This window comes from Citricoccus sp. GCM10030269 (assembly GCF_042665635.1).
GTDB lineage: Bacteria > Actinomycetota > Actinomycetes > Actinomycetales > Micrococcaceae > Citricoccus.
The window spans coordinates 749,682-767,489 of the sequence record NZ_JBHTCV010000005.1 but is presented as its reverse complement, the minus strand read 5'-3'; the positions used below and the strand labels follow the sequence as shown (position 1 = coordinate 767,489).

General features: G+C 67.3%; 16 protein-coding genes and 1 tRNA gene. 16 read left to right on the top strand and 1 reads right to left on the bottom strand.

The window, feature by feature from the left end:
* The first annotated feature begins 23 nt into the window (after positions 1-23).
* The gene (putP, locus tag ACFQQD_RS10625) at positions 24-1,565 is read left to right on the top strand and encodes a sodium/proline symporter PutP (protein WP_378089071.1); all 1,542 of its coding nucleotides are present in this window, start codon (positions 24-26) and stop codon (positions 1,563-1,565) included.
* A gap of 4 nt (positions 1,566-1,569) precedes the next feature.
* Here putP and ACFQQD_RS10620 read toward each other — a convergent pair.
* Positions 1,570-1,645, bottom strand: a tRNA-Arg gene (locus tag ACFQQD_RS10620).
* Between the two features lie 104 nt (positions 1,646-1,749).
* Between ACFQQD_RS10620 and argS the strand changes: the two genes are divergently transcribed.
* From argS to ACFQQD_RS10545, 15 genes are all read left to right on the top strand, one after another.
* On the top strand, positions 1,750-3,411 hold the full coding sequence (gene argS / locus ACFQQD_RS10615; protein ID WP_378089069.1) for an arginine--tRNA ligase: 1,662 nt from the start codon (positions 1,750-1,752) through the stop codon (positions 3,409-3,411).
* On the top strand, positions 3,411-4,868 hold the full coding sequence (gene lysA, locus ACFQQD_RS10610) for a diaminopimelate decarboxylase (RefSeq protein ID WP_378089067.1): 1,458 nt from the start codon (positions 3,411-3,413) through the stop codon (positions 4,866-4,868). Before argS ends, lysA begins: the two co-directional genes overlap by 1 nt.
* Before the next feature lie 48 nt (positions 4,869-4,916).
* Entirely contained in the window at positions 4,917-6,254 is a 1,338-nt protein-coding gene (locus ACFQQD_RS10605; RefSeq protein ID WP_378089065.1) for a homoserine dehydrogenase, read from the top strand.
* A gap of 5 nt (positions 6,255-6,259) precedes the next feature.
* Positions 6,260-7,372, top strand: a complete 1,113-nt coding sequence (gene thrC / locus ACFQQD_RS10600; protein ID WP_378089063.1) for a threonine synthase — start codon at positions 6,260-6,262, stop codon at positions 7,370-7,372.
* An 11-nt stretch (positions 7,373-7,383) separates the two neighbouring features.
* Positions 7,384-8,343 (top strand): homoserine kinase, encoded by a 960-nt coding sequence (thrB, locus tag ACFQQD_RS10595; protein ID WP_378089061.1) that lies wholly within the window; start codon positions 7,384-7,386, stop codon positions 8,341-8,343.
* 231 nt (positions 8,344-8,574) lie between these two features.
* Complete coding sequence (rho, locus tag ACFQQD_RS10590) at positions 8,575-10,656, top strand: transcription termination factor Rho (protein ID WP_378089059.1); 2,082 nt, start codon at positions 8,575-8,577, stop codon at positions 10,654-10,656.
* 128 nt (positions 10,657-10,784) lie between these two features.
* Entirely contained in the window at positions 10,785-11,864 is a 1,080-nt protein-coding gene (prfA, locus tag ACFQQD_RS10585) for a peptide chain release factor 1 (protein WP_378089057.1), read from the top strand.
* Positions 11,857-12,726 (top strand): peptide chain release factor N(5)-glutamine methyltransferase, encoded by an 870-nt coding sequence (gene prmC / locus ACFQQD_RS10580; protein WP_378089054.1) that lies wholly within the window; start codon positions 11,857-11,859, stop codon positions 12,724-12,726. The genes prfA and prmC overlap by 8 nt, the downstream gene beginning before the upstream one ends.
* Before the next feature lie 2 nt (positions 12,727-12,728).
* Positions 12,729-13,379, top strand: coding sequence for an L-threonylcarbamoyladenylate synthase (locus ACFQQD_RS10575; protein ID WP_378090100.1), 651 nt, complete (start codon positions 12,729-12,731; stop codon positions 13,377-13,379).
* Between the two features lie 11 nt (positions 13,380-13,390).
* The gene (locus ACFQQD_RS10570) at positions 13,391-14,479 is read left to right on the top strand and encodes an MraY family glycosyltransferase (protein WP_378089052.1); all 1,089 of its coding nucleotides are present in this window, start codon (positions 13,391-13,393) and stop codon (positions 14,477-14,479) included.
* Positions 14,476-14,877 carry a hypothetical protein gene (locus ACFQQD_RS10565; RefSeq protein WP_378089050.1) on the top strand — a complete coding sequence of 134 codons (402 nt, stop codon included), beginning with the start codon at positions 14,476-14,478 and terminating at the stop codon, positions 14,875-14,877. The genes ACFQQD_RS10570 and ACFQQD_RS10565 overlap by 4 nt, the downstream gene beginning before the upstream one ends.
* A gap of 222 nt (positions 14,878-15,099) precedes the next feature.
* Positions 15,100-15,912 carry a F0F1 ATP synthase subunit A gene (gene atpB, locus ACFQQD_RS10560; RefSeq protein WP_378089048.1) on the top strand — a complete coding sequence of 271 codons (813 nt, stop codon included), beginning with the start codon at positions 15,100-15,102 and terminating at the stop codon, positions 15,910-15,912.
* Between the two features lie 181 nt (positions 15,913-16,093).
* Complete coding sequence (locus ACFQQD_RS10555) at positions 16,094-16,309, top strand: ATP synthase subunit C (protein WP_002857264.1); 216 nt, start codon at positions 16,094-16,096, stop codon at positions 16,307-16,309.
* Between the two features lie 70 nt (positions 16,310-16,379).
* The gene (locus ACFQQD_RS10550) at positions 16,380-16,937 is read left to right on the top strand and encodes a F0F1 ATP synthase subunit B (protein ID WP_378089045.1); all 558 of its coding nucleotides are present in this window, start codon (positions 16,380-16,382) and stop codon (positions 16,935-16,937) included.
* Positions 16,937-17,758, top strand: a complete 822-nt coding sequence (locus tag ACFQQD_RS10545) for a F0F1 ATP synthase subunit delta (RefSeq protein ID WP_378089043.1) — start codon at positions 16,937-16,939, stop codon at positions 17,756-17,758. The genes ACFQQD_RS10550 and ACFQQD_RS10545 overlap by 1 nt, the downstream gene beginning before the upstream one ends.
* The last annotated feature ends 50 nt before the right edge of the window (positions 17,759-17,808 follow it).

Genomic DNA, 17,808 nt, shown 5'->3' with positions numbered 1-17,808 from the left:
GTAGTCACTAGACGTCCCGGGCCATGATGCGCCTTGGGGACGAGGAGACGATGGACAACACCTTCACCTTCATAGCCATTGCCCTGTATTTCGGGGCGATGCTCGCCATCGGCTTCTGGGCTTCCCGCAAGAACAACGACCTCGACGACTACGTGCTGGCCGGGCGCAAGCTCCCGCCGGCCGTGGCGGCCCTGTCCGCGGGCGCCTCCGACATGTCCGGCTGGCTCCTGCTTGGGCTGCCCGGCGCGGTCTTCGCGTTCGGCCTGGGGGAGGCCTGGATCGCCGTCGGGCTGACCATCGGTGCGTGGCTGAACTGGAAATTCGTCGCCCCGCGACTGCGCTCCTACACGGAGGTGGCGAAGAACTCCATCACGATCCCCTCGTTCCTGGAGAACCGTTTTCGCGACCGCACTCACCTGATGCGGATCGTGGCCGGGGCCATCATCCTGGTGTACTTCACCTTCTACGTCTCCTCCGGAGTGGTGGCCGGTGGCAAGTTCTTCGAGTCCTCCTTCGGTTCCACCTACCTCACCGGCATGCTGCTCGTGGCCGGGGTGACCATCGTCTACACCCTGTTCGGCGGCTTCCTCGGAGCCTCCCTGACGGACGTGGTCCAGGGACTGCTCATGCTGGCCGCGCTGATCGCCGTGCCGCTGGTCGCCATCATCCACCTGGGTGGTTGGGGCGAGGTGGTCAATTCGATCCAGGCCGCCGACGAGGTCCTCGGTGACGGCACAGACCGCACGTCCTTCCTCGCCAACACCACCTGGGTCGGCGTGGTTTCCGCCCTGGCCTGGGGCCTGGGCTATTTCGGTCAGCCGCACATCATCGTCCGGTTCATGGCCCTGCGGTCGTCCCGGGACGCCGTGATGGGTCGCCGGGTCGGGATCGCCTGGATGGCCGTCTGTGCCTTCGGCGCGGTGATGACGGCGCTGGTGGGCATCGCCTACTTCCAGGCCAACCCGGGCGTCTCGCTCGATGACCCGGAGACCGTCTTCCTGGTCCTGTCGCAGATCCTCTTCCACCCCATGGTGGCCGGCTTCGTGCTGGCAGCCGTGCTGGCCGCCGTGATGTCCACGATCTCCTCGCAGCTGATCGTGTGCTCCTCGGCCCTGGTCGAGGACCTGTACAAGCTCGCCGGGCGCAAGGCCAGCCCGCGGACCGAACTGTGGCTCGGGCGCGGAGCCGTGGTCGTGGTGGCCATCGTCGCGATCCTCATCGCCTTCGACCCCGAGGCCAGCGTGCTGGATCTCGTGGGCTTCGCCTGGGCCGGATTCGGCGCCTCGTTCGGACCCATCATCGTGTTGGCCCTGTTCTGGAAGAAGGCCAACGCCTGGGGCGGGCTGTCCGCGTTGGTCGTGGGCGCCGTCGTCGTCTTCTGGTGGGGCAATATGCCCGACGATGCCTGGGGCGGAATGTTCCAGATGTACGAGATCGTGCCGGGCTTCGTGCTGGCGACCATCGTGGGCATCGCGGTCTCGCTGCTCACGGCCCGCCATGATCCGGACCTCACCGCGCAGATCGACGCTGAGTTCGATGAGGCCGTGGCGGTCTCGAAGGTTTAAGTGTTGGTGCCCCCGGCAGGATTCGAACCTGCGGCCTTCTGCTCCGGAGGCAGACGCTCTATCCCCTGAGCTACGGAGGCGGGGGTCCCGTTCGGGACTTCATCACCCTACCGCATGGGCGTCCGACGGCGGAAATCCCGGGCCGGTTACAGGCAGGGACTCCCGGAACATTAGACTGACGCGGGTGACCCCCGAAGACCTTTCCACAGCCCTGGCCGCATGCCTGCAGGACGCCGTCGACGCAGGCGAGATCTCGGTGGAGATGCCCACCCAGGTGAAGGTGGAGCGACCCAAGAACCGAGAGCACGGTGACTGGGCCACCAACGTGGCCATGCAACTGGGCAAGAAGGCTGGTATGGCGCCCCGGGAGTTGGCTGCGTTGCTGGCCGAGCGGTTGCGGAGGCGACCGGGCATCGCCGCGGTCGAGATCGCCGGTCCGGGCTTCCTGAACATCACGCTGGACGCTGCGGCGGCCGGAGAACTGGCCCGCACCATCGTGGAGTCCGGGGCGGAGTACGGACGCAACGCCGCCCTGGCGGGACAGACCGTCAACATCGAGTTCGTCTCCGCCAACCCCAACGGCCCCCTGCACATCGGCCACACCCGCTGGGCCGCCCTCGGTGACTCCATCGCGCGGCTGCTGCGTGCCTCCGGGGCCGAACTCACCGCCGAGTACTACATCAACGACGCCGGCAACCAGATGAACGTCTTCGCCCAGTCCGTGCACCACCGGATGCACGGACTCCCGGTGCCCGACGGCGGCTATCCCGGGGCCTACATCCAGGAGTTGGCCGAGCAGGTGCTCGCCGAACACCCCGAGGTGCGGGAGCTCTACGAAGAAGCGGCCCTGCCCGTGATCCGGGAGTCCGCCTACCGGTTCCAGCTCCAGGACATCCAGGACACGCTGGCGGCCTTCGGCGTCCACTTCGACGTCTGGTTCTCCGAGAAGCAACTGCACGAGTCCGGTGCCGTGGGCGAGGCCGTGGAACGGTTGCGCGCCCAGGGCCACATCGACGACCGGGAGGGCGCCGTCTGGCTGCGGACCACCGACTTCGGTGATGACAAGGACCGGGTGCTGATCCGCGCCAACGGCGAGCCGACCTACTTCGCCGCTGACGCCGCGTACTACCTGTCGAAGAAGGACCGCGGCTTCGAGCAGAAGATCTACCTGCTCGGCGCCGACCACCACGGCTACGTGGGACGGCTCAAGGCGATCGCCGCCGCCGCCGGCGATGACCCCGAGCGGAACATCGAGGTACTGATCGGTCAGCTGATCTCCGTCAACGGGGCCAAGCTCTCCAAGCGCGCCGGCAACATCATCGAGCTCAAGGACCTGATCAACTGGCTCGGCGCCGATGCCCTGCGGTACTCCCTGGCCCGGTATCCCGCGGATTCGCCGATCACCATCGACCCTGAGATCCTGACCTCCAAGACCAATGACAACCCGGTCTTCTACGTCCAGTACGCCCACGCCCGCTCCCGCGGCGCCGCTCGCACGGCCGAGGCGGCCGGCGTCGACCGTTCCGCTTTCGACGCCTCGCTGCTGACGCATGCCACGGAGTCGGACCTGCTGGCCCGGCTCGGGGAGTTCCCGTCGATCGTGGCCCAGGCCGCCGAGTTCCGCGAGCCGCACCGCGTGGCGCGCCACCTCGAGGTCATCGCCGGCGCGTATCACGCCTGGTACGGTGCATGCCGGATCGTTCCGGTGTCCACCGACGAAGGCCCCGGAGCCCGCGCCGAGATCACCGATCTCCATCGCACCCGGCTGTGGCTCAATGAGGCCACCGCTCAAGTGCTGGCCAATGGACTCGACCTGTTGGGCGTGAACGCCCCGGAACGGATGTGATGGTGAACCACACCAGTCCTCAGGCCGGACCCTCGCCACTCGCCCCCGACTGGCTCGACTACCCCGAGGATTCGAACGCCCTCGTGCCCCAGCTCTGGGCGGCCGGCGTCGCCCGGAACGACGACGGCGAGATCGCCGTCCAGGGGATCGGCGTCTCCCAGCTGGCCCGGGAGTACGGAACCCCGCTGCTGGTCCTGGACGAAGACGACTTCCGCTCCCGGGCGCGTGCCTTCCGTGAGGCCTTCACCGAGGCGTTTCAGGACCTGTGCGGGGGAGTGGACGTCTACTACGCGGGCAAGTCGTTCCTGTGCACCGCCGCGGCCCGCTGGATCAGCGAAGAGGGGCTGTGCCTGGACACCGCCTCGGGCGGTGAGCTGGCGATGGCCCTGCGCGCCGGCGTCGATCCGGCCCGCATCGGGCTGCACGGCAACAACAAGTCCGATGCCGAACTGCGCCGAGCGCTGAGCGCCGGTATCGGGCGGATCGTGGTCGACTCGTTCGACGAACTGGAGCGCCTGGCCGAGCTGGCCGCGGAGGCCGGGACCACGGCTCCGGTCATGCTGCGGTTGACCCCCGGTGTGCACGCTCACACGCACGAGTACATCGCCACCGCGCACGAGGATCAGAAGTTCGGCCTGTCCATGGCCGGTCCGGGGGCAGGGGTGTCCGGCTCGCCGGCGGCGGCCGCGGTCGCCCACGCGCTCGCCGCCGAGTCCATCGAACTGCTCGGACTGCATTGCCACATCGGCTCCCAGATCTTCGAGCCGGAGGGATTCGGCCTGGCCGCCGAGAAGCTGCTGGGCTTCCTCGCCGAGATCAAGCAGGAGTACGGGGTCGAACTGGCCGAGCTCGATCTGGGCGGTGGCCACGGCATCGCCTATACCGCGGCCGACGCCCCGCGGACCCCGGCCGACATCGCTCAGACGCTGTCCGCGGTGGTGCGCGCCGCCGTCGTGAAACACGGCCTGAGCTGCCCGCGGATCTCGATCGAACCGGGACGGGCCATCTCCGGACCGGCGGGATTCACCCTCTATGAGGCGGGAGTGCGCAAGACCGTCACGGTCGACGCCCCTGACGGTGGTTCCGCCACCCACCCGCGCCGCTACGTGTCCGTGGACGGCGGGATGAGCGACAACCCCCGGCCGGTGCTGTACGAGGCCGACTACTCGGTTGCCCTGGCATCCCGCACCTCCGACGAGCCGGCGGTGCTCTCGCGTGTGGTGGGCAAGCACTGTGAATCCGGGGATATCGTGGTGCAGAACGCCTATCTGCCGGAAGACGTCCACCGCGGTGATCTGCTGGCCGTGCCCGCCACCGGCGCGTACTGCCACTCGTTGTCGAGCAACTACAACCAGCTCACCCGGCCGGCCGTCGTCGCCATCAAGGACGGGACGTCTCGCGTCATCATCCGGCGAGAGACCGAAGACGATCTCTTCGCCCGCGAGACTGGCCTGTAGCTTCTGCACTTTTCAGCATTCTTCAGCACACAGAACCATCGGAGGACCATGACCGCCACACCCCCGCCCCTGAAGATCGCGCTGCTCGGGGCCGGCACCGTCGGTTCGCAAGTGGCACGCATCCTCACGGAGGACGCCGAGATGCTCGCGGCCCGTGTGGGGTCCAGGCTCGAGTTGGCCGGCGTGTTCGTCCGCAATCCCGACGGCGTCCGGGAGTACCAGCTGCCCAGCGAGCTGTACACCACGGACGCCGAGGCGCTCGTGGATTCCGCGGACATCGTCCTGGAGCTGATGGGTGGCATCGAGCCGGCCAAGTCGTTGATCGAACGGGCTATCGGCAACGGCTCCGCCGTGGTCACCGGCAACAAGGCGCTGTTGGCGCAGAACGGTCCCGAGCTGTTCGACGCGGCCGCCAAAGCCGGGACCCAGCTGTCCTTCGAGGCCTCCGTGGCCGGTGCCATCCCGATTCTGCGCCCCCTGCGGGACTCGCTGGCCGGTGACACCGTCAACCGGGTCATGGGCATCGCCAACGGCACCACGAACTACATCCTGGACCAGATGGCCACCACTGGGGCGGCCTTCGACGACGCCTTGGCCGATGCTCAGCAGCTCGGTTTCGCCGAGGCCGATCCGACGGCCGACATCGAGGGGCATGACGCCGCCGCCAAGGCGGCGATCCTGGCCAACCTCGCTTTCCACGCCTCGTTCTCCCTGGACGAGGTGTACTGCGAGGGCATCACCAAGATCACGGCGGCCGATCATGAGGCCGCGACCGAGGCCGGCTACGTCATCAAACTGCTGGCCATCGCGGAGCGCATCGGGGACGGTGCCGTGCTGCGGGTCCACCCGACGCTGCTGCAGCGCGAACATCCACTGGCGGCCGTCCGAGGCGCCTACAACGCCGTCTTCGTCGAGTCGGAGAACGCCGGCCAGCTGATGTTCTACGGTCCCGGGGCCGGCGGCAGCCCCACCGCAAGCGCGGTCATGGGGGACACCGTGTCCATCGCCCGGCGGCTGGTCCGCGGCGGTCCGGGGCGGACCCATACCCCGAAGGCCACCCTTCCCGCCCTGGACGTCGGTGAGGCGAGCACCAGCTACATGGTCGTCATCCGGGTCTCGGACCGGCCGGGTGTGCTGGCCTCCATCGCCTCGGTCGTCGCCGAGAACGGGGTCTCGATCGAGACCATGCGGCAGATTCCACTGGACGAGGATGACACGGTGGTGGAGGAGTCCTCCGAAGAGTACATCGAGGACGTGCCCGAGTCCCTGCTGCGCGTCATCACCCACCGCGCCAAGGAACGGGACCTCGCGGCCACCGTTTCCGCGCTCCAAGAGTTGGATGTCGTGACCGAAGTGGTCTCGGTCCTGCGAGTCGAAGGGAACTGAACACAGTGGCACACCAATGGCGCGGGGTCATCCGCGAATACGCCGATCGGCTGCCGGTGACCGCATCGACCCGGGTTGTCACCCTGGGTGAGGGCGGGACGCCGCTGATCGAGGCGCCGGCCCTCTCCGAGCTCGTTGAGGGCGAGGTCTGGGTCAAGTTCGAGGGCATGAACCCCACGGGGTCGTTCAAGGACCGCGGCATGACGATGGCCATCACGGCCGCCGTGGAACAGGGCGCGAAGGCCGTGGTCTGCGCCTCCACCGGGAACACCTCCGCCTCGGCCGCGGCCTACGCCACCCAGGCCGGACTGACCTGTGCCGTGCTCGTGCCCGAGGGCAAGATCGCCATGGGCAAGCTCTCCCAGGCCATCGCTCACGGGGCCACCCTGCTGCAGGTGGACGGCAACTTCGACAACTGCCTCGACGTCGCCCGCAAGCTCTCCGAGAACTATCCGGTGTTCCTGGTGAACTCCGTGAATCCGAATCGGATCGAGGGGCAGAAGACCGGAGCCTTCGAGGTGGTGGACGCCCTGGGCGACGCCCCGGACTACCACCTGCTGCCGGTCGGCAACGCCGGGAACATCACCGCGTACTGGAAGGGATATCGGGAGTACTCGGAGCCCTATACGAACCCCCATCCCGGCGCCGAGGGCGCCGAGCTGGCTCCCGTGTCCACGAAGACCCCCGTCATGTGGGGCTTCCAGGCGGCCGGTTCCGCGCCCATCGTGCTCGGCCACCCGGTCACCGAGCCGGACACGATCGCCACCGCCATCCGCATCGGCAATCCGGCGTCCTGGGAGCAGGCCGAGGCGGCCCGGGACGAGTCCGGCGGAATGATCGACTCCGTGACGGACGAAGAGATCCTGGCCGCCCATCGCTGGTTGTCCGCGCGGGAAGGCGTCTTCGTGGAGCCCGCCTCGGCAGCGGGCGTCGCCGGACTGATCAAGCACCATGCCCGGGGCAACGTCCCCGCCGGCAAACGCTGGGTCATCACCGTCACCGGACACGGGCTGAAGGACCCGCAGTGGGCCTTGAAGAATGCGGACGGCTCGGACATCGAACCGCAGAAGGTGCCGTTCGACGTCGTCGCGGTGGCCGAGGCGCTGGGGTTGTCCTGATGGTCGGCGGCATGGTTCCGGCCGGAATCACCGTGTCGGTGTCCGTGCCGGCGACGTCGGCCAATCTTGGCCCCGGCTTCGATTCCCTGGGGCTAGCCCTGGACTTGCGGGACGACGTCGTCTTGACCACCGTGCCCGAAGGATTCTCCGCCGTCGTCAACGGCGAGGGAGCCGGCGTCGTGGCCACGGACGCCTCCCACCTGGTGATCGCGACCGTGCGGGAACTCCTGCGGCAACGAGGTTGGGAAGTCCCCGGAATCGAACTGGTGGCGAGCAACCGCATCCCGCATGGCCGGGGACTCGGGTCGTCCGCCGCGGCCCATGTGTCCGCCGTGCTGGCCGCCGACGCGTTGCTGCCCGAGGACGAGCGAGCCACGGCCGATGAGCTGCTGGACGCGGCGTCCGCCCTGGAAGGACACCCGGACAACGTCGCCCCGGCGCTGTCCGGTGGGCTGAGCGTCTCGTGGGACGACGACGGCCGCTACCGCTCCGTGGCCATGGACCCGCACTCCGGCGTGGTGCCGGTGGTGGCGATCCCGGAGCAGCCCTTGAGCACCAGGACTGCTCGCGGGCTGCTGCCGGACCAGGTGCCGCATCAGGTCGCCGCCGCGAACGCCGGTCGGGCGGCGCTGCTGGTGCACGGGCTGACCCGGGACCCGGCCTGGTTGTTGCCCGGCACTCGAGACTGGTTGCACCAGGACTATCGAGAACCGGCGATGCCGGCGTCGATCGCTCTGGTGCGTGCCTTGCGGGACCAGGGTCTGGCCGCGGTGGTGTCCGGGGCCGGGCCCACCGTGATGGTTCTGGCGGCCGGAGTGGCCGGTGCAGAGGCGGCCCGCCGTGCGATGCAGACGGAGTTGATATCCGTCCACGGTGAAGCCGGCCAGTCGTGGCGTGTCAGCATTCTTCCCGTGGACGCCCTGGGTGCTAAGGTGGAATCACACCGCGCAGGCCAGCCCGTTTCGGGCTGATGCCGACCGGGTTCCGCTGTATCTTCGGAGCCCGATGCCGGTGGGAATCCAGACTCCGAGTGGTCCATCTCTGCGTCGCAGAGCATCGGCCATCGGCGCCAACCCGCCCGCCATCATGACGGTGTGCGGCATTGAAATCCGGCTCTCGGCCACCTGTTCAGGTGGCGGCCGGTACACACTCAGCAGGGTCCCTCTCGTTGGATCCTGCGTGACGAGGGAGAAGGAACCTTCGTGACCGAAACCACTGAACTACCCACGGCTTCCGTGGGCGATGCCACCCAGGAACCAGCCACCGGTGGCGGACTGGCTGGCCTCAAGCTCGCTCAGCTGCAGGCGCTCGCGTCGCAGTTGGGCATCACCGGAGGATCCCGGATGCGCAAATCCGACTTGGTCGCCGCCATCTCCAGCCACCAGCGCGGTGGCTCGGTGGCCGACCGCAAGCCGGCGGAGAGCGCGGAGCAGGCAGACAAGACCTCTGAAGAAACCGGCGGCGGCGCCGCTGCCGCACCGAAGCGCGGATCTCGTGGGGCCAAGCGCTCGACCGAGGAGCCCGCTGCGGAGACGGCCGAGCAGAGCGCCCAGCCGGCCGATACCGCTGCCCCAGCCGCTGCTGAGCGTCCGAGCCGCCGGTCCCGTTCGCGCCGTGCCGAGTCCCCGGCGGGTGCCGCTGGCGATGATGCATCGACGCAGTCCGCCGAGTCCAGCGCTGAGCCCGCTGCCCAGCCGGCGAAGCAGGACTCGAGCAGGGATTCGAACAAGGAATCCACCAAGGACTCCAACAAAGAATCCAACAAGGACTCCGACGACACTGCGGGTCAACAGGACCGCAACGGTCAGCGCGGAAACCGGAACAACCGGAATGACCGCAACAACCGTAAAGACAACCGCGACAACCGGGACAGCAACCGCGACAACCGGGACGGCAACCGCAATGACCGTCAACAGGACAAGTCCGAGGGCAACCGCGAGGGCGGCCAGGACCGCGACAACAACCGCGGCAACCGGGACGGCAACCGCGACAACAACCGCGACGATGACAACAACAGCCGTCGCAATCGCCGGAACCGCAACCGCAACGACCGCAACCGCAATCGCCGCGGGCGGGGCGGCCCTGAGGTTGACGAGACCGAGGTGACCGAGGACGACGTGCTGCTGCCCGTCGCCGGCATCCTCGACGTGCTGGACAACTACGCCTTCGTTCGCACCTCCGGCTACCTGCCGGGGCCGAACGATGTGTACGTCTCGCTGTCGATGGTCAAGAAGTACGGGCTCCGCAAGGGCGACGCCGTCGTCGGGGCCATTCGTGCGCCGCGCGATGGTGAGTCCCAGGGCGGTGGATCCGGCGGTGGCAACCGTCAGAAGTTCAACGCGCTCGTGCGTCTGAACTCGGTCAACGGCCAGCCCGCCGAGAACGAGGACCCACAGCGCACCAAGTTCAACGACCTGGTGCCGCTGTACCCGCAGGAGCGACTGCGGCTGGAGACCGATCCCAAGCTGGTCGGCCCCCGCGTCATCGACTTGGTCTCGCCGATCGGCAAGGGCCAGCGCGGCCTGATCGTCTCGCCCCCGAAGGCCGGCAAGACGATGATCCTGCAGTCCATCGCCAACGCGATCACCACCAACAACCCCGAGGTGCACCTGATGATGGTGCTGGTGGACGAGCGTCCGGAGGAAGTCACGGACATGCAGCGCTCGGTCCAGGGTGAGGTCATCGCCTCGACCTTCGACCGTCCCGCCGACGACCACACCACCGTCGCCGAGCTGGCCATCGAGCGGGCCAAGCGCCTCGTGGAGATGGGCCGCGACGTCGTGGTCCTGTTGGACTCGATGACCCGTCTGGGCCGTGCGTACAACCTCGCCGCCCCGGCCTCGGGCCGTATCCTCTCCGGCGGTGTGGACTCCTCGGCCCTGTACCCGCCGAAGCGCTTCTTCGGTGCCGCCCGCAACATCGAGAACGGCGGCTCGCTGACCATTCTCGCCACGGCTCTGGTGGAGACCGGCTCCAAGATGGACGAGGTCATCTTCGAGGAGTTCAAGGGCACCGGCAATATGGAGCTGCGCCTGTCCCGTCAGCTGGCGGACAAGCGGATCTTCCCGGCCGTTGACGTCAACGCCTCGGGTACGCGCCGCGAGGAGAACCTGCTGACGGGCGAAGAGATCAAGATCATGTGGAAGCTCCGGAGGGTGCTGTCCGGTCTGGATACCCAGCAGGCGCTGGAGATCCTGACCAACAAGATCAAGGACACCCAGTCCAACGCCGAATTCCTCATGTTAGTCTCCAAGACCACGTTGGGACCCAAGGGCGAGAAGTAGCATGACGCCGGCCCCCGCCCTCCGCTGCCTCAGCGGAGGGCGGGGGCTGAGTCGTTCACAGGAGTTTTTGCCGCGAAGAGAAGAACCAGAACAGCAGAAAAAGCAGAAAAGCAGAAAAAAGGTAGAACATGTTCGAGTCCGTTCAGGACCTGCTGGATGAGCATCGTGAGCTCACAGACCGGCTGGCCGATCCCGCAGTTCATCAGGATCAGGCGCTGTCCCGTCGGCTCGGTCGCCGTTTCGCAGAATTGAACAGCATCGTGGGAGCTCACAAAGCGTGGGCAGCAGCTCAGGCCGACGTTGCCGATGCTCGCGAACTCGCCGAGGACGACCCCGAGTTCGCGGCGGAGCTGCCGACGCTCGAACAGAACGCCGAACAGGCCACGGAGAAGTTGCGACGGCTGCTCATTCCCCGCGATCCCGCGGACGCCCGTGACGCCATCCTCGAGATCAAGGGCGGTGAAGGCGGCGAGGAAGCGGCCTTGTTCGCGGCCGACCTGCTCCGGATGTACCTCCGCTTCGCCGAGACCAAGGGGTGGAAAGCGGAGATCCTCTCCACCACCGAGTCGGATCTGGGCGGGTACAAGAACGTCCAGGTGGCGATCAAGGGCAACTCGACCAATCCGGCCGAGGGCGTGTACGCCCATCTGAAGTTCGAAGGCGGCGTCCACCGAGTGCAGCGGGTTCCGGTCACCGAATCCCAGGGCCGCATCCACACTTCCGCCGCGGGAGTGTTGGTCTTTCCCGAGGTCGATGAACCCGAGGAAGTCGCCATCGCCGCCAACGACCTGAAGATCGATGTCTTCCGGTCCTCCGGGCCCGGCGGCCAGTCGGTGAACACCACCGACTCCGCGGTGCGCATCACGCACCTGCCCACGGGGATCGTGGTGTCCATGCAGAACGAGAAGTCGCAGATTCAGAACCGTGAAGCGGGAATGCGGGTGCTCCGCTCCCGGCTGCTGGCTCACCAGCAGGAGCAGCTGGATGCCGAGAACGCCGCCACCCGCGCCTCTCAAGTCCGCACGATGGACCGTTCCGAGCGCATCCGGACCTACAACTACCCGGAGAACCGGATCGCCGATCACCGCACCGGATACAAGGCCTACAACCTGGACGCGGTGCTCAACGGAGACCTCGGCCCCGTGCTGCAGTCCTGTATCGAGATGGACGAGCAGCACCGACTGGAGGCGCTGGGGCAGCATGACTGAGCTGGAGACCCTCCTGCGTTCGGCCACCGAGCTGCTGGCCGCCGCCGGCGTCGACTCCCCTCGGGCCGACGCTGAGTTGCTGGCCGCTCACGTGTTGGGGACCTCTCGCGGCCACGTCGCCGCCGGAGCCGTGACCGGACGGACCGTGACCCCGGTGCAGTCCGTGGACCTGCGCCGCCTGGCCATTTCCCGCTCCACGCGCACCCCGCTGCAATACCTCACCGGCACGGCCACGTTCCGCACCGTGGAGTTGGAGGTCGGCGACGGCGTGTTCCTGCCCCGTCCTGAGACGGAGATGGTCGCCGGGGCAGCCATCGAGGCACTGGCCGCTGCACAGCCACCGGCACTGGCCGTGGACTTGTGCACCGGCTCGGGCGCGATTGCCGCAGCACTGGCCACGGAGGTGCCCGGTGCGCGCGTTCACGCGGTGGAGCTGGATTCCGAGGCAGCGTGGTGGGCCGCGGCGAATCTGGAGCCTCTCGGGGTCGATCTCCAGGTGACTGACGCCGCCACCGCACTGCCCGAACTTGACGGCAGCGTCGACGTCGTGGTGTCCAACCCGCCCTACGTGCCGGACGGCCGGGTCCCGGAGCAGGCCGAGGCGCGCCGCGATCCCGGACTGGCCCTGTACGGCGGGGGGCCGGACGGCATGCGGATGCCCGCCGTGGTGACCGCCACCGCGGCACGTCTGCTGCGAGAAGGCGGCGTGTTCGTCATGGAGCACGACGAGACTCAGGCCGATGCGGTGACGGAACTGCTGCAGCAGAATGGACTGTTCACCGCGATCCGCACGCTGGAGGACTTCAACGACCGGCCGCGTTGCACGGTGGCCGTGCGCACGGATGGGACAATGACGGCGTGAGCATGCTGATCGACTGCACCACCGAAGCCGGAATGGACGAAGCGATCGAGGCTGCCCGTGCGGCGCTGTCGAACCGAGAGTGCGTGGTGATTCCCACGGACACCGTGTACGGGATCGGCGCCGACGCGTTCTCCCCGCAAGCCGTGGCCGTACTGCTGGCCGCCAAGGGCCGCGGACGGTCCATGCCGCCACCGGTGCTCATCGGCGGCATCCAGGTGATGGACGGGCTGGCGCTCGACATCCCCGCAGCCGCCCGGGAACTGGCCGAGGCCTTCTGGCCCGGCGCGCTGACCCTGATTCTGAAGGCCCAACCCTCGTTGACCTGGGACCTGGGGGAGACCCGCGGCACCGTGGCCTTGCGCGTTCCGCATGACCAGGTGGCCCGCGAACTGCTCCAGGAATTCGGCCCGATGGCCGTCTCCAGCGCGAACCGCACCGGACAACCCGCCGCCACGACCGCGCACGACGCTCGTGAACAGCTGGGGGAGACCGTCTCGGTCTACCTGGATGACGGTGAACGCAACACAGCCGAACCATCGACGATCGTCGATTGCACCACGACGCCCTTCCAGGTGGTCCGCCGCGGGGCACTGGAGTTCAGCGAGCTCGCCGACGTGGTTCCGGACCTGGTGGATCTGCCGACCGATTCATGAAGGTCTATCTGATGTTGCTGGCGCTGTCCGCCGTCGTCAGCTTCGCAGTGACGCCGGCGGTGCGGATGCTGGCCCTCAAGGGCGGTGTCTACACGCCCCAACGACAGCGGGACATCCACCGTGCACCGGTGCCCAAGCTGGGCGGATTAGCGATGATCGCCGGAGTGCTGGTGGCCCTCGGACTCGGTGCCACGGTCCCTTTCCTGGGGGGCATCTATACGGACCCCCAGCCCATGCGGGGCCTGTTGCTGGCCTTGTCGGTCGTCTTGCTCATGGGAGTCGCGGACGACCTGTGGGACCTGCACTGGACGCTCAAACTCGTCGGTCAGGTCGCCGCGGCCGCGTTGGTCGCCTTCCACGGGATCCGCGTCGAGGAGATGCCGGTGGGCTGGATCCCGGTGGGCGGCGAGCCCATCCAGATCGGACTGACCATCTTCATCCTCGTGCTCACCATGAACGCGATCAACTTCGTCGACGGGCTCGACGGGCTGGCCGCCGGGCTGGCCGTGGTCGGCGGTTCGGCGTTCTTCATCTACACCTATCTGTTGACCCGCACCATCAACGAGTTCGACTACTCCAACCTGGCCACCCTGCTGATGGCCGTGCTGGTGGGCTCGTGTCTGGGCTTTCTGCCCCACAATTTCAACCCGGCCCGGATCTTCATGGGCGAGGTCGGCGCCATGCTCATCGGACTGCTGCTGGCCACCGCCGGCGTGGCGGTCACTGCCACCGTGGGAGACATGGAAGAAGGCTTCCGGTTCCGGAACGTTCCCGCATACATGCCGGTCCTGCTGCCCATCGCCGTGGTGGCCCTGCCGCTGCTGGATCTGGGCCTGGCGGTCATCAGGCGCACGGTGCGCGGAGCGAGCCCCTTCTCGGCGGACCGGGGGCACCTGCACCACAAATTGGTCGACGGCGGCTGGACTCACCGTCAGGCGGTGCTGCTGCTCTACCTCTGGACGTTCCTCATCGCCTACGGAGTGGTGTCCCTGAACTTCTTCGACTGGCGAATCGTGCTGCCGATCCTCGGCGTCCTGCTGGTGGGGGCGGCATACCTGACGATGCACCCCTGGGCTCGGGCCAGGAGGTCACCCTCATGAGGACGAACAAGCGCGGCTGGTGGGGGATCCTCCAGGCCTGCCTGATCTGCACTGTGGCCGCGCTGATCGTCGCGGCGGGAGTCGCCTGGATCGCGATCGACGCCGACGCCGCTGGGTCGCTGGGACTGGCCGGCGCCGCCGTCGTGCTGCTGTCCGGGCTGACCCTGTGGGTGACGGCGTGGTCCTGGGACCGCTGGCGGGATCAGGCCATCTTCGTCTCGCTGTTCGCCTTCGTGCTGAAGATCGTGCTGATGGCCGTCCTGCTCACCGTGGTGCCGGTGCCGGAATGGCTCGATCCGATGGCGGCCGGCATCGGTGCGCTGATGGTCATCATCGTGTGGCAGAGCACGGAAGTCATCGTCTTCGCCCGCACGCGCCAGCAGATCTACGACGACTGAGACCCCTCAGCGGGCCCGAGTTCGACACAACGTAGAAATATTTGTGCAGACAGCCACATATCAGGGCTCAAATGGGTCCTTTTGGTCAAGAGCACCGTGGCTCGTTTGATAGGCTCATCACAATCACTAACAACGGACGGGACAGCGCTGTGCCGCCTGCCTGCCCGCGGGAGGGAGCGCGCCGAACGCGTTCCGTTGACGGACACTGTAGAGAGGATCAGCGTGCTACCGATCGTGCTCGCCAGCTCCGCCGACGAGGGCGGATTCGCGCCGCCCACGATCGAGCAAACCCACTTGCCGGAGATTCTCCCCTGGATGGCCGAGTACGGCACGGGCTTTGGCAAGCAGATGTTGATGATCATCCTCTCGGTGATCCTCATCTCCGCGTTCTTCATGCTCGCCATGCGCAAGCCCGGCCTGGTCCCGGGCAAGGTGCAGTGGTTGGCCGAGTCCGGTTACGCCTTCGTGCGCAACGGCATGGGCCGGGACATCATCGGCGAGAAGGAGTTCAAGGCCTGGGTGCCGTTGCTCTTCGGCATCTTCTTCTTCGTGCTGTTGAACAACCTCTTCGGGGCAATCCCCTTCCTGCAGATGCCGAGCTTCTCGCATGCGGGATCGGCCTATGCCCTGGCGCTGATCGTCTACATCATCTGGATCGGCGTCGGCATCCGGCGCAACGGCCTGAAGTACTTCAAGCTCGCCGTAGTGCCCAGTGGCGTCCCGGGCTGGATCCTGCCGCTGCTGGTGCCGCTGGAGATCATCTCGAACTTCATCGTCCGGCCGCTGACCCACTCCCTGCGTCTGATGGCCACCATGCTCTCGGGCCACATGATCGTGATGCTGGCCGGTGCCGGTGCGCAGTTCCTCATCATGGAGACCGGAAACCTCGCCCTGCAGGGCACCGGTGTCCTGGTGATTCTCGGTTCGGTGGCGATGTACTTCCTCGAACTGCTGATCATGTACCTGCAGGCCTTCGTCTTCACTCTGCTGACCGCGATCTACATCCAAGGGGCACTGGCCGCGAACGACCACTGAGCTGTATTGAAGCTACTGAACTGTCCGTGACCGTGTGGACGAGGGCCCGCCCTCGGACGGAACTCGGGACCGGATCGGCGGACCTCGTCCGCCACCCGCACCACCTCTCGGTGCCGGCAACCGCCGGACTCCACCGGGGATACCCTCACAACCTGCCGACTGGCATCTTGAAAGGAACATAATGGAACTGCACGGTTCTCTGAACATGATCGGCTACGGACTGGCCGCCATTGGCTCCGCGATCGGCGTGGGTCTGATCTTCGCCGCCTACATCAACGGGGTGGCCCGCCAGCCCGAGGCCCAGCGCATTCTGCAGCCGATCGCCCTGTTGGGCTTCGCTCTGGCCGAGGCCCTCGCCATTCTGGGCCTGGTCTTCGCCTTCGTCATCGGAGCTTGATCCTTCCTGCCATGCCGGCCGGAATGCCGGCCACCCATGACAGGAAACTTCACCAAAGGATGGTTGAAACATGATCAGGTCCGAAGCGATCCTGCTCGCCGCTGGCGAGGAAGGCGCGAACCCCCTGCTTCCCAACTGGTGGGAAGTGCTCGTTACCGCTGTCGGCTTCGCCGTGCTGATGTTCATCGTGGTGAAGTACATCGCCCCGGCCCTGGAGAAGTCCTATCAGGACCGCGTCGAGGCCATTGAGGGCGGGCTCGAGAAGGCCGAGAAGGCGCAGGCCGAGGCCAATGCGTTGAAGGCCGACTACGAGCAGCAGCAGCAGGAGGGCTACGCCGAAGCGAACCGCATCCGCGAGGAAGCACGCGCGGAGGGAGCCCAGATCCTGGCCGAGGCCCGGGAGAAGGCTGCCGCCGAGTCCACTCGAATGATCGAGCAGGCCGAGGCGCAGATTGCCGCGGAACGGCTCCAGGCCGAGTCCTCGCTGCGCGCCGACGTCGGCACGCTGGCCACCAGCCTGGCCAGCCGCATCGTGGGAGAGGCCCTGGAGGACGACGCCCGCTCCCAGCGCGTGGTCGACCGCTTCCTCGCGGACCTCGAGCGCGACTCGGCAGGTGTGGCTGAGTAATGGCAGGTGCATCAAGCGATTCGCTCGCGGCCGTCCGTCGGGACTTGGACCCAGTTCTGGTCTCCGGAGGCGTGCCCTTGGCTTCCGAGCTGTTCAGCGCCCTGCGCACGGTGGACTCCAGTGCCCCGTTGCGTCGTTCTCTGACCGACCCCTCGTGGCCGGTGGAACGCCGCACGGCAGTGGTCGGATCGCTGTTCGGTGACAAGGTCTCCGCGGAGGCCCTGACGGTCCTGAACTCGTTGGCGGAACGCAAATGGTCCCGTGCCCGCGACTACGGGGACGCCCTGGAGGAGCTGGCCACGATTGCCGTGGCCGCCTCAGCCGAACGCGGTGGCTCGAACGGTGGGCTCGACGGTCTGGGGCGACTCTCCGATGAGCTGTTGTCCTTCAACCGTGCGGTCGAGGAATCCCACGATCTCCAGCGTGCACTGACGGATCCGCAGGCCCCCGCCTCGGCCAAGGGAAACCTGGCCGAACGGCTCTTGAGCAACGGTTCCTCCGAGGCCCGTCTCCTGGTCCGCCAGGCGGTCGAAGCTCCCCGGGGCCACAAGCCGGTGGCTCTGATCCGCGAGTTCGTGGACGTCGTGGCGCAGCGTCAGAAGCAGTGGATCGCCGAAGTCACGGTGGCCCGCCCACTGACTCCGGGACAGCAGGAGCGCCTTGCTGCCGCACTGAAGGGCCTTTTCGGTCGCGACCTGACGTTGGACGTGGCCGTCGATCCCGAGCTGGTGGGTGGCATTCGGGTCCAGGTGGGGGACGACGTCGTCGATTCCTCCCTGCAGTCCCGACTGCACGACCTCCAGCGGAAGATGGCCGGCTGAGACCGGCCCACGAACTGACGAACCCACTAGACACCTTCGGTCATCGGGAT

Coding starts and splice junctions, on each gene's coding strand:
- ACFQQD_RS10555 (WP_002857264.1), top strand. CDS start 16,094: ATGGAACTGCACGGTTCTCTGAACATGATCGGCTACGGACTGGCCGCC.
- ACFQQD_RS10545 (WP_378089043.1), top strand. CDS start 16,937: ATGGCAGGTGCATCAAGCGATTCGCTCGCGGCCGTCCGTCGGGACTTG.
- lysA (WP_378089067.1), top strand. CDS start 3,411: ATGGTGAACCACACCAGTCCTCAGGCCGGACCCTCGCCACTCGCCCCC.
- ACFQQD_RS10575 (WP_378090100.1), top strand. CDS start 12,729: ATGCTGATCGACTGCACCACCGAAGCCGGAATGGACGAAGCGATCGAG.
- thrB (WP_378089061.1), top strand. CDS start 7,384: ATGGTTCCGGCCGGAATCACCGTGTCGGTGTCCGTGCCGGCGACGTCG.
- ACFQQD_RS10570 (WP_378089052.1), top strand. CDS start 13,391: ATGTTGCTGGCGCTGTCCGCCGTCGTCAGCTTCGCAGTGACGCCGGCG.
- putP (WP_378089071.1), top strand. CDS start 24: ATGATGCGCCTTGGGGACGAGGAGACGATGGACAACACCTTCACCTTC.
- ACFQQD_RS10550 (WP_378089045.1), top strand. CDS start 16,380: ATGATCAGGTCCGAAGCGATCCTGCTCGCCGCTGGCGAGGAAGGCGCG.
- ACFQQD_RS10565 (WP_378089050.1), top strand. CDS start 14,476: ATGAGGACGAACAAGCGCGGCTGGTGGGGGATCCTCCAGGCCTGCCTG.
- prfA (WP_378089057.1), top strand. CDS start 10,785: ATGTTCGAGTCCGTTCAGGACCTGCTGGATGAGCATCGTGAGCTCACA.
- ACFQQD_RS10605 (WP_378089065.1), top strand. CDS start 4,917: ATGACCGCCACACCCCCGCCCCTGAAGATCGCGCTGCTCGGGGCCGGC.
- prmC (WP_378089054.1), top strand. CDS start 11,857: ATGACTGAGCTGGAGACCCTCCTGCGTTCGGCCACCGAGCTGCTGGCC.